Source organism: Dysgonomonas sp. Shenzhen-Wh21, assembly GCF_043392705.1.
Taxonomy (GTDB): Bacteria; Bacteroidota; Bacteroidia; order Bacteroidales; family Dysgonomonadaceae; genus Dysgonomonas.
Genome location: NZ_JAIXHZ010000042.1, coordinates 1 through 12,196, shown reverse-complemented (window position 1 = coordinate 12,196; position 12,196 = coordinate 1). Strand labels below are relative to the sequence as shown.

The following is a 12,196-nucleotide window of genomic DNA, read 5'->3' as shown; positions in this document are numbered from 1 at the left end:
ATAATAAATAAGAATATAAAACAATGACATACTTGATCACAGGCGGAGCCGGATTTATAGGCTCGAATTTTGTGAAACGCATGTTGGCGACACATCCCGAAGCAAAACTCGTTATATTTGATGCACTTACATACGCCGGAAATCTTGGAACTCTGGCTGAGGAGTTGAAAGACTCCCGCGTAACATTCGTAAAGGGAGATATCTGTGATAAAAATATTACGGAGAAAGTTTTTTCGGATCATCAGATAGACTTTGTTGTCAACTTTGCGGCAGAGAGTCATGTTGATAGAAGTATCGAGAATCCTCAATTATTTTTGCAGGTGAATATTCTTGGTACTCAGAATTTATTGGATACTGCAAGAAAATTTTGGACTATAGGCAAAGATGAAAATAATTATCCGATTTGGCGCGAAGGTGTAAAGTTTTTGCAGGTATCTACAGATGAAGTATACGGATCGTTGGGCGAAGAAGGTTACTTTACAGAAGAAACTCCTTTAGATCCCCGTTCTCCTTATAGTGCAGCAAAAACAGGTGGCGACCTGATCGTAAAAGCTTATGGCGAAACCTATAAGATGCCGATTAATATAACCCGTTGTTCGAATAATTACGGACCATTCCATTTCCCTGAAAAGCTTATTCCTCTGATTATACGCAATATTCTGGCAGGACAACAACTTCCGGTATATGGTGATGGTAGCAATGTACGTGATTGGCTATACGTGGACGACCATTGTAAGGCTATCGATATTGTTCTGCACAAAGGACGTGTAGGCGAAGTGTACAATATAGGAGGACATAACGAACGAAAAAATATAGAGATCGTTAAACTGGTAATAAAAACTATACACGATATTATGGAGAAGGAGCCTAAGTATCGTGACGTATTGAAGAAAAAAGACGTGGCTGCTGATGGAAGTATCGATATAAGTTGGATCAACGACAATCTCATCTCTTTTGTGAAAGACCGTCAGGGGCATGATCAACGTTATGCTATCGACCCTACCAAAATATCGAACGAATTGGGATGGTTGCCTGAGACGACCTTCGATAAAGGTATTGTGAAAACAATATATTGGTATCTCGACAATCAAACTTGGGTTGAAGAAGTTACTTCGGGCGACTATATGAAGTATTACGAACAAATGTACGGAAACAGATAAATATATTTCTGATTAATTATTTATGGAGCGCCTAAAATCTATATTGGCAGATAAAGTGCTTGACCTATCCTCAGGAAACGGGGAAGAAGTGAAGGCAAAAATAGAAAAGATACAACGCTTTCGTGATTTTGCGAATGCATTGAAGTCTTTTATGATCAAGTATCCGGCTATAGAAGACGAACTGATATCTATGGTTGAGAGCGGAGACTTTGACACAAAAGTGGCTTCATCTCGTGTGGATACAATTATCCGTCTTGCTGATACCGAAAGGGCGCAAGCCGGTAAGTTTACACCTCAGATTGTTGAACCGATTGGTGTAGAAAATCAATCACCGTTGGATGAAAACGAAGAGTTGGAGACCGAAGACAGCTATATCAATCCTGATGATATTCCGATGGAAATATACGAGGGGGAGGAAGAAGCCTTGGTTCAGACTGAAGATATAGACTTTGAGGAGATCGAATCTATTTCGGAAGAAGTTGAAAAAGGTTACGTTCCTTTTGAAGATGTGAAAAGCGAAGAGGACGAGACCCTCGATATAAGCGAAGAGGAAAAGGCCGCAAAAAGAAAGCAGACAATCCGCAGAGTTTTGCAAATAGTCGGTATTATTCTTGCTGTCATAGCTTTAATCTTTATCATCAAATTCATCATGACCCATTGGCAGACAGTTCTCATTGTTCTTGGAATTCTTGTCGCACTGGGTATATTAATTTTCTGGTTGAAGCGAAAGCGTTGATACCGGATTTATGTAGAATCAATAATTCCTGAAATGGACTATTATAGGCAAACCCAATTAAAAGATTACAATTCATTAAAAACAGAAGCTCAGGCAAAGATTTTTTGCAAGCCCACTACAATCGAAGAGCTTCGCAAGTGTTTATCTGATTACCCGGACGAAAAAAAGCTGATAATAGGTAGCGGTTGCAACCTGTTTTTTACCAAAGACTTTGATGGACTGGTGATTTATCCCCATATCAAAGGGCTTCGTGAAATATCAGACGATGATGACGAAGACGATGATGTGTTTCTGGAAGTCAATGCTTCCGAAAACTGGGATGAACTCGTCGCTTACTGTGTCGAACGTGGTTTCGTAGGGCTCGAAAATCTTTCGCTGATTCCCGGTACAGTAGGTGCAGCACCTATACAAAACATAGGCGCTTATGGGGCTGAAGTAAAAGATGTGATACGTGAAGTTGTTGCAATAGATATGGAAACAGGGAAGATTGTTTCGTTTTCGAACGCTGAATGTGAGTTCGGATATCGTGACAGTATCTTCAAAAGGACAAATAAGTATTTGATCGTATCCGTTGTTATTCACCTGAAACGTTCCTTCGTTTACACCCCCAAGTATGCCGATCTGAATAAAGAACTGGAAGAGATAGAAGAGCCTACAGTTGAGGATGTGCGCAATGCTGTTATACGTGTTCGTCAAAGAAAGCTACCGGATGAAAGGGTACTGCCAAATGCCGGAAGTTTCTTTAAAAATCCGTATATAACAAAAGAGGCTGCGGATAAGATTTTACTGGAATATCCGACTCTGCCTGTTTTTCCATATAAAGATGGGTTGGTAAAAACATCAGCTGCATTTCTTATCGATAAAGCAGGATATAAAGGAAAAAGAATAGGCGACGTAGGTACATATCCCAATCAGCCGCTTATTATAGTCAATTATGGCACAACCGATGGAAACAACATCGTCAGTTTTATGAAAGAAGTGCAGGGGGCAGTGAACGATAAATTTGGTATCGAGCTTGAACCCGAAGTTAGAATTTATTAAAAAATTATATTAGCTAAAAACATGGCATCATTTATAATAGAGGGAGGTTGTCGCTTGAGTGGAGAAATTATTCCACAAGGAGCAAAGAATGAAGCATTACAGGTTATTTGTGCGACATTACTTACCGCAGAGGAAGTTATTATAGAAAATATTCCGGATATTCTGGATGTAAACAACCTGATACGTCTATTGAGCGACATGGGTGTCGAAACCAAAAGGTTGGCAGAAGATACCTGGTCATTCAAGGCCGAAAATGTAAATATAGACTATCTGCAAACACCGGAGTTCTTGAAGAGAAGTGCCTCTCTGCGTGGCTCGGTAATGATCATAGGTCCTCTTGTAGCTCGTTTTGGCAGGGCTATTCTCCCTAAGCCGGGAGGAGACAAAATTGGTCGTCGTCGTCTCGATACTCACTTTGTCGGGATACAAAAACTAGGTGCTGAATTTAATTACAACGACGCAGAACAGATATATAATATATCAGCCGAAAAGCTGAAAGGTACATATATGCTTCTTGATGAGGCTTCTGTTACCGGTACAGCTAATATTGTTATGGCTGCGGTATTAGCCGAAGGCGAAACTACAATCTATAATGCCGCTTGCGAACCATATATACAACAACTTTGCCGTTTGCTTACCAAGATGGGAGCCAAGATAGACGGGCAGGGGTCTAACCTATTGCGTATCGAAGGAGTAACTTCTTTGGGTGCTGCAAAACATCGTATATTGCCTGATATGATCGAGATCGGTAGTTTTATCGGTATGGCAGCTATTACAGGGTCGGAAGTTACAATAAAAGATGTAGCCTACGATGATTTGGGGATCATCCCCGACACATTCAGCCGTTTGGGTATTCAGTTGGAACGCAGAGGAGATGATATATATATTCCTGCACAGAAAGAATATACTATAGATACATTTATCGACGGGTCGATTCTTACTATTGCCGATGCTCCATGGCCGGGGTTGACTCCCGACCTAATCAGTGTGCTTCTTGTTGTGGCTACTCAGGCTAAGGGGAGTGTCTTAATACATCAGAAAATGTTTGAGAGCCGTTTGTTCTTTGTGGATAAACTTATCGATATGGGAGCACAGATCATATTATGCGATCCGCACCGTGCAACAGTAATCGGTACAGGAAAACGTCCTATGCGTTCCACAACGATGACTTCGCCGGATATACGTGCCGGTATAGCTTTGCTTATTGCCGCTATGTGTGCCGATGGAAAAAGTACCATACACAATATAGAGCAGATAGACCGTGGATATCAGAATATCGACGTGCGTCTTAATCAGCTCGGCGCTAATATTATGAGGCTGGACTAGAATATGTTCATTCATTGTTAACTTTATGATAAATAAACTTTTATATATTTTTCTCTTTTGCTTTGTTCCCTCAGCTCTACAAGCCCAAGAGAAGAATGAATTTCTCTTTTTGGGAAACATAACTGTTGGAAAGAGTTTGCCTTCGGATCAGCCGATAGTGGCTCAGACTTATAAGTTTAATGATGAGATATATTCAATGACGTTGGCACCTCGATCTCAAAAAGAAATTATTCTTTTGAGATCCAAAGTTCTTGTGTGTGACTTATCATCTTCTCGTACTCACTTAGAAATCAAATCGCAAGGGGAACCATTTCTGTCTTATAATAATAATGCGTTAATACTGTCTAAGATGAATAGTACCATTATGGCTTCAACAGAGTGCTATTCTCTTCATAATGGTAAAAGGTTGTGGAATAAGGGAAGGAGCCTCAATTCATTTGGTTTCTATACTATTTTTGTTGATAGTAAGTCTCCAACAATAGTAGGTGTGGATTCATATTTCCTTAAAGGAGTAGACGCAATGACAGGAAAAGAAATATGGAAAAAGAATATTAGCAAAAGAGATGCAGGAATACCTTATTATAGACAGATAAATGATTCAACTCTATTAATCATATCAGGGGGACTTCATGCCGTAAATATATATACAGGCAAAGGATGGGATTACGATATAAAAACGTCAGACAACAGTTTTAAGAGAGAAGTTATAAGCTATAGCATCAGCTCGGGAGGAGGTCTTATACCCGCTTTGATTGCTGAATTAGTAAGAGGAACTAAAAAATTAGATTATGGTGATATCAATATAGAGGGTGATATAATCATGTATAATAATGAAACAGAGCTTGTAAAACTATCAGCAACGGATGGGGCTATAATGGAAAAAAGAACAATAACAGCTAATCCTAAGAAAAATAGTAAAGATAGTTTAATAGAGTATTGGTATAAAGATTTGCGGTTTGAGGTGAATGATAATAAAATTTCTGTTTATAACTCCAATTCAGCATTAGTTGCGAATATAGTAAATCTCACAAGATTGATTTTTGCGAATGAGAATTTTATATATCTTGCAAAAGATAAATCAATTTATAAAATAGATATTTCACAATTTAATTAAAAAAACGTTTTAGAGTACGGTATCAATTTTTACACTATGACAGAAAATGAAAAGTATCTCTATGATCATTTCCTTATTAGTATAAAATCAGGATTTGAATCTTTAGAAGATATTATTACAGAGGCTATTGAAGCTGTAGAAGATGAAGGCTGGGAAAGCGAAATCTCTGAAGAGTGGATTCGGGATATTTTTGGCAAGGAGTATGCGAAAAATGAATCTGAAAGTAAAACATGGCAACGCCCTACTGATACGGATAAGCTGCATACCGTTTTCGATAATCTTTGTAAAGAGAAAATTGTAGCATTGCACAATGCCGGATATACACAATCCGAAGCTATATATGATGTGCAGGATGTATGGCAAGACCTGGAAGATAATGGGGTAAAACCTATTGGATATTGTTATTATCACGGGCAGGATTTGGAACGTGTAATACAAACGGGGGTGCTTAGTATCGGCTTCTATGGAGAAAAAGAAAAGAATGACAAGGAAGCTATATTGATAGGTAACAAAATTGTGGCCCAACTCAAGAACCAGGGCTTTACTGTGGAATGGGATGGCTCGGCATCGAAGCGTATCGAGGTTGTTGACTTTAAATGGCAAAATAGATTCACATCCGATGATGAAGTTGCCGAAAAATGGGGATATGATAGAGTCCTCGATTTGATGGAAGAATAAAGAGAAGCGGCTGTAATGAAAAGGGGTTGTCATCCTTTCCATTACAGCCGTTTAATTCTATACTTTTACTTTGCTCTTTCATATTGAAGAGGCCATTTTAGATCATCTCCCAACGATTTTGCCGCATGAAGCGCAAAATAAGGGTCTCTTAATAATTCTCTCCCGATAAAAATAAGATCGGCCTCCTCCTTTTGTAAAATCTCCTCTGCCTGATTCGCTTCAGTAATAAGCCCTACAGCTCCTGTAAGCATTCCTGTTCGGCTTTTTATTTCTTTGGCAAAAGGTACTTGATAATTTTTCCCTACAGGTATTCTTACGTGCGGTAGATTACCTCCGGATGATACATCGATAACATCTACACCTTTATCTTTCAATAACGATGCTAATTGTGTAGACTCTTCCGGATTCCAACCATTGTCTACCCAGTCGGTAGCTGATATTCTTACCCATAACGAGTGATCTTCATCCAATAATAACCGTACAGCGTCCACTATTTTAATTAACAATCGAATTCTATTCTCGAATGTACCACCATACTGATCATTTCTTTGGTTGGTAAGAGGAGATAAAAATTGATGGATAAGGTATCCGTGAGCCGCATGTATCTCTATTATCTTATAACCCGCTGTTATCGAACGTTGCGCAGCGAGCGCGAAATCATATATGATTTTTTCGATCTCAATCTCTGTTAATTCTGCCGGAGTATTATCTGTCTCATAAAAAGAGATAGGGGAGGGTGCTACAGTCTGCCAACTATTTTCACCTTCTTTTATTTGCTCTCCACCTTTCCATCCCAATTCGCAGCTTGCTTTACGCCCGGCATGAGCTAATTGTATTCCCGGTATAGAGCTGTTTTCTTCGATTGCTGCTACTATTTCCTTGAGTTTTGATATATGCTCGTCTTTCCATATACCCAAATCTCCATACGAAATTCGACCTTCGGGACAAACGGCGGTTGCTTCCTGTATAACGGCTGCTACACCGCCTACAGCTCTACTGGTATAATGGACAAAGTGCCAATCGGTAGCGAAACCGTCATGCGCCGAATATTGACACATGGGAGACATGATAATCCTATTTTTGAGAGTAAGATTACGTATCGATAAATTACTAAATAGCTTAGACATATATTATTTGTTTATTATTCCAGTCCTAATGTTTTTATGCTTAAATCTATTTCTCTCGGATCTCCGGTATGCTTTCCAGCTACATCCGAAAGTTTTACGGCTTTCATGAAGTTCGCATCCTTCTTATGTAATTTTACATCCGTTAGTTTAATAACGATATTCAACGCTTTAGATCCTACATCGTTCGAAAAGAATGTACCGATACCATACGTGTCGTGTATACGTCCGGCAACATGATCTTTTATTTCCTTAACTGTTTCTAGGTTTAGCGAATCGCTGAATACTAATGTTTTGGAAGTAGCATCTATGCGGTTTTGTTGATAAAAAGAGATCGCCTTGTCTGCAAAAACAAGAGGGTCTCCGCTATCGTGGCGTACTCCGTCAAATAGTTTAGCCTGTTTGAGGCTGAACGAGTTGAAAAAAGAATCGGTAGTGTATGTATCTGTCAATGCAATGCCCAGACTGCCGTCGTAGACCTCAACCCATGCTTCCAAGCCCTTGATATTTGCCGACCGATAACCGAATATTGCGCCATGAAACATAAACCATTCGTGCGGCATTGTACCAATCGGAATCGTATTGTGTTTCATCGCAAAGTATACATTGCTTGTCCCTTTAAAGTACTTTCCCGAATAGGCCTGAAGTGCTCCGATAACTTTATCTTCTACGTCGAAAGAAAAACGTCTGCGAGTACCAAATTCAGAATAATCGGCCTCCATTTCTTTTAGGGCTTTTGCTTTTATGATTGCATTTTCTTCTACATTCTGAGGGGTCGCCCCTGTCATCTGGAAATAAAGCTCGGAGATAATTGCCAGCAGCGGTACTTCCCAAAGTACAGTTCTGTACCAATAGCCCTCTATTACCACGCTGAGGTCTCCTCCTTCTTGAGTAATGGTCACTTCCTCTGGTTTATATCTGAATCCTTCAAGAAAGTCTACAAATACAGGGTCGAAGAAATAGCATTTGGCTTTTATAAATTTTTTCTCTTCGGCGGTTAATTGCAAGTTAGCCATAGATGCTACTTCTTCTTTCATCCGTTCGGCGAATCCTTCAGGAAATTGAGTCTTTCCTCGGTTCGTAAAAGCATATCTGACGTATGCCCACGGATATAGCTTTTGGATAGCTAACATGACGGAAAATTTATACAGATCGTTGTCTGTAAAATGTTTTATTATCATAATTCTGTGGTGGTGTTAAATTGTATAATTGACAAATATACCTTTTTATATAACAAATAAAGAACGCCGATGTTGTAGAGTTCTGCAACATCGGCTTATTTTTAGTTTTTCTTATTTCGGTTTTAAAGAAAAGATATGTTATTCCAGCTTGTGGATGACAAGTCCTGACCGTAGTTTTGGTTCAAACCATGTTGTTTTTGGTGGCATGATGTTGCCCGTGTCGGCAATGTTCATCAGTTGCTTCATCGTGACAGGGTATAAGGCCAGTGCCAGCTTCATCTCACCGCTATCTACACGTTTTTTCAGTTCGTCCAATCCTCTAATTCCTCCTACGAAATCGATACGCTGATCGGAACGCAAATCCTTTATGCCTAGAATTTCGTCCAATATATACTTCGAAGAGATAGTCACATCCAAGACGCCTATAGGGTCGTTGTCGTCGTAAGTATCTTCTTTTGCAGTCAGGCTATAGCATTTGCTGTCAAGATAGATGGAGAAATTGTGTAAAGCGGTAGGCTTTTCAATGTCAGAACCCTTTTCTTCTACAATAAAATGTGCTTCCAGTTTTTTGAGAAATTCGGAAACACTCAATCCATTCAGGTCTTTTACCAAACGGTTGTAGTCTATTATATTGAGTTGGTTGTCGGGAAAGCAAACAGCCATAAAGTAGTTGTACTCTTCGTCTCCTCTATGATGAGAGTTCAACCTCGCTTTTTCTGCTCCTACAAGTGCTGCCGCTGCTGAGCGATGGTGTCCGTCGGCGATATACAGGTAAGGTATAGTTGCAAATATATCCGTTATTTGTTGTATGTCCTCTTGATCTTTTATTACCCAGAAATGATGCCCTACACCGTCTGTTGCTTCAAAGTCATATTCGGCCGGAGTAGATATTGTGTTTGTTATTATCTTATCCAAGTCTTTATTGTCAGGGTAGGCAAAAAATACTGGTTCTATATTCGCATTATTCACACGTACATGCTTCATGCGGTCTTCTTCTTTATCTCTGCGTGTGAGTTCGTGTTTTTTTATCTTTCCATTCATGTAATCATCTATATGCGAACATACTACCAACCCGTACTGGGTTTTTCCATTCATGGTTTGTGCATATACGTAGTAGTATTCTTCCGGGTCTTGCTCCAGCCAACCTTTTTCCTGAAACTTATTGAAATTCTGTACTGCACGTTGGTATACATCGGGATGATGTTCATCTATTGTTTCCTCAAAATCTATCTCCGGCTTTATGATACGGTAAAGAGATTTTTCGTTGCCTTCTGCTTCGAGCCGAGCTTCCAGAGAGCTTAAAACGTCGTAGGGGCGTGAGGCAATTTGCTCAACAATACTTTTGGGTGGTCTTATTCCTTTAAACGGTTTTATTAGGGCCATGCTGTTTAAATTGAATGGATTATAAGGTTAAAAATCAATTAAGGCAATGCAATCTTATCTTACTTTTTGCTATATGCAAATATATAAAAACAATAGCTAAAAGTATCATAATATGTAAAAAATCCAAATACCCCTGATACAAAAAGCATTTTGCTAGATTCTTGAAATTAAAATCAATAAAAGTCATTCTTAATCACAGTATTTCATATATAATTAGTAATTTTGAAGTCCAAAAATTAATATTGAAGAGTTCTTAATTCCCTAATTTAATATATAAAATGAAGAAATATAATTTTAGTGCAGGGCCATCAATCCTTCTCCAACAGACAATGGAGGAGACAGCAAAAGCTATTCTGGATTTTAATGGTTCTTCTTTTTCTTTAATGGAGGTAAGCCACAGGAGCAAGGATTTTCAGGCTGTAATGGACGAAACAGTTGAACTGTTTAAGGAATTATTAGAAATTCCATCGGGCTACTCGGTGCTTTTCCTTGGAGGAGGTGCAAGTTTGCAATTTTGCATGGTACCTTTTAATTTACTAGAAAGAAAAGCGGCATATTTGAATACGGGGACGTGGGCAAGTAAAGCTCAGAAAGAAGCTAAACTGTTTGGTGAAGTAGTTGAAGTGGCATCATCTAAGGCTGCAAACTATACTTATATCCCAAAAGATTATACAATTCCTACCGATGCGGATTATTTTCACATCACTACCAATAATACGATTTTCGGAACAGAGATACATACCGATCTCGATTCTCCGGTGCCGTTAGTTGCAGATATGTCGTCAGACATTTTCTCTCGTCCGGTAGATATATCAAAATATGCTTTGATATATGGTGGTGCTCAGAAAAATCTGGCTCCATCGGGAGTGACTTTCGTTATCGTAAAAGATGAAATATTAGGAAAGGTAAATCGCCCTATCCCAACAATGTTGGATTATCGTACACATATCGAAAACGGTTCGATGTTCAATACACCTCCTGTTATTCCTGTATATGCTGCAATGCAAACATTGAGATGGCTGAAAGCGAATGGAGGTCTTGATGCAATGTATAAACGCAACAAAGAAAAGGCTGCATTGCTATATGACGAAATCGATCGCAGCTCCGTGTTTAAAGGTACATGTCAGGTTGAAGACCGTTCGTTGATGAATGTATGTTTTGTGATGACTTCCGAATATGAAGGAAATGAAGCTGCATTCTTAGAATTTGCGAAAGAACGTGGATTGTGTGAATTAAAAGGACACCGCTCTGTTGGTGGTTTCCGTGCATCTATTTACAATGCTATGCCTATCGAAGGTGTTCAGGCATTGGTGGATGCAATGAAAGAATTTGAAAAGAAAATAGCTAAATAATGAAAGTACTTATTGCTACAGACAAACCTTTTGCTGCTGAGGCTGTAACTGGAATCAGAGAAGTTGTAGAGAAAGCCGGATTTGAATTGGTTTTGCTCGAAAAGTACACAGAGAAGAAACAATTGTTAGATGCGGTAGCTGATGTTGATGCTGCAATTATTCGTAGCGATATCTTCGATAAGGAAGTGTTAGATGCTGCTAAGAATCTAAAGATTGTTGTACGTGCAGGAGCCGGTTATGATAATATTGATTTGGAAGCTGCTACAGCAAACAATATATGTGTGATGAATACTCCGGGTCAGAATGCGAACGCTGTTGCAGAGTTGGTGTTTGGCCTTGCTGTGTATGCCATCCGCAATTTCTTTAAAGGTACGTCGGGAACAGAGCTTCTAGGTAAAAAACTGGGAATCCATGCTTATGGAAATGTAGGACGCAATGTTGCTCGTATAGCCAAAGGCTTTGGTATGGAAGTTTATGCTTTCGATCCGTTCTTGTCTAAAGAAGCTATCGAAAAAGAAGGCGTAAAAGCTGTTGGTTCTGCTGAGGAATTATACACTACATGCCAGTACGTATCTTTGCATATGCCTGCTACAGACGAAACTGCTAATTCTATTAACTATGCATTGATTAGCAAAATGCCTAAAAATGCATTGCTGCTTAATACTGCTCGTAAAGAAGTAGTAGATGAAGCTTCGATAGTGAAAGTAATGGAAGAACGTAAAGATTTCAAATATGTAACAGATGTACTTCCCGGCAATCATGCTGAAATGACAGAAAAATTTGCAGGAAGATATTTCTCTACACCTAAAAAATCGGGTGCGCAAACCGAAGAGGCAAATATCAATGCCGGTATTGCTGCAGCCAATCAAATAGTAGACTTCATTAAGAACGGTAATGAACGTTTCAGAGTAAATGGAAAGTAAGATAACACCTATCTAACTATACTTTTTTTGAAAGGGGTACTCGCATAGAGTATCCCTTTCTTATTGTTTATGTCCCGTCCTAAAATAGGTTGACAGGATTTATACTAAAATATTATAAGAGCCGATGGATTTATATCCATCGGTTTTTTGATGTATAAGGTTAGGCGTTTTCATGTTT

The 12,196-nt window shown here is 39.0% G+C and carries 11 protein-coding genes; 8 read left to right on the top strand and 3 right to left on the bottom strand.

The window, feature by feature from the left end:
- Positions 1-23 precede the first annotated feature (23 nt).
- From rfbB to LDB17_RS02520, 6 genes are read left to right on the top strand one after another with little or no spacing between them, the layout of a single operon-like run.
- Positions 24-1,160, top strand: coding sequence for a dTDP-glucose 4,6-dehydratase (gene rfbB / locus LDB17_RS02545; RefSeq protein ID WP_252638644.1), 1,137 nt, complete (start codon positions 24-26; stop codon positions 1,158-1,160).
- Positions 1,161-1,182: 22 nt separating this feature from the next.
- Positions 1,183-1,896, top strand: coding sequence for a DUF2157 domain-containing protein (locus LDB17_RS02540; RefSeq protein WP_252638646.1), 714 nt, complete (start codon positions 1,183-1,185; stop codon positions 1,894-1,896).
- A 33-nt stretch (positions 1,897-1,929) separates the two neighbouring features.
- Positions 1,930-2,937 carry a UDP-N-acetylmuramate dehydrogenase gene (gene murB / locus LDB17_RS02535; protein ID WP_252638647.1) on the top strand — a complete coding sequence of 336 codons (1,008 nt, stop codon included), beginning with the start codon at positions 1,930-1,932 and terminating at the stop codon, positions 2,935-2,937.
- A gap of 21 nt (positions 2,938-2,958) precedes the next feature.
- Positions 2,959-4,263 (top strand): UDP-N-acetylglucosamine 1-carboxyvinyltransferase, encoded by a 1,305-nt coding sequence (murA, locus tag LDB17_RS02530; RefSeq protein WP_252638649.1) that lies wholly within the window; start codon positions 2,959-2,961, stop codon positions 4,261-4,263.
- A 25-nt stretch (positions 4,264-4,288) separates the two neighbouring features.
- Positions 4,289-5,377, top strand: a complete 1,089-nt coding sequence (locus LDB17_RS02525) for a hypothetical protein (RefSeq protein WP_291102967.1) — start codon at positions 4,289-4,291, stop codon at positions 5,375-5,377.
- 36 nt (positions 5,378-5,413) lie between these two features.
- Entirely contained in the window at positions 5,414-6,055 is a 642-nt protein-coding gene (locus LDB17_RS02520; RefSeq protein WP_252638651.1) for a DUF6891 domain-containing protein, read from the top strand.
- Positions 6,056-6,120: 65 nt separating this feature from the next.
- On the opposite strand, the gene LDB17_RS02515 is transcribed toward LDB17_RS02520, so the two are convergent.
- The 3 genes from LDB17_RS02515 to LDB17_RS02505 form a co-directional block, all read right to left on the bottom strand.
- Positions 6,121-7,182 (bottom strand): NADH:flavin oxidoreductase/NADH oxidase, encoded by a 1,062-nt coding sequence (locus LDB17_RS02515; protein WP_252638652.1) that lies wholly within the window; start codon positions 7,180-7,182, stop codon positions 6,121-6,123.
- 14 nt (positions 7,183-7,196) lie between these two features.
- Positions 7,197-8,360: a nicotinate phosphoribosyltransferase gene (gene pncB / locus LDB17_RS02510; protein WP_252638653.1), complete on the bottom strand. Its 1,164-nt coding sequence runs from the start codon at positions 8,358-8,360 to the stop codon at positions 7,197-7,199.
- A gap of 138 nt (positions 8,361-8,498) precedes the next feature.
- Positions 8,499-9,743, bottom strand: a complete 1,245-nt coding sequence (locus LDB17_RS02505) for a DUF1015 domain-containing protein (RefSeq protein ID WP_252638654.1) — start codon at positions 9,741-9,743, stop codon at positions 8,499-8,501.
- A 278-nt stretch (positions 9,744-10,021) separates the two neighbouring features.
- Here LDB17_RS02505 and serC point away from each other — a divergent pair, with 278 nt between their 5' ends.
- Entirely contained in the window at positions 10,022-11,095 is a 1,074-nt protein-coding gene (gene serC / locus LDB17_RS02500) for a 3-phosphoserine/phosphohydroxythreonine transaminase (protein WP_252638656.1), read from the top strand.
- The gene (locus tag LDB17_RS02495) at positions 11,095-12,018 is read left to right on the top strand and encodes an NAD(P)-dependent oxidoreductase (protein ID WP_252638658.1); all 924 of its coding nucleotides are present in this window, start codon (positions 11,095-11,097) and stop codon (positions 12,016-12,018) included. Before serC ends, LDB17_RS02495 begins: the two co-directional genes overlap by 1 nt.
- Positions 12,019-12,196 lie beyond the last annotated feature (178 nt).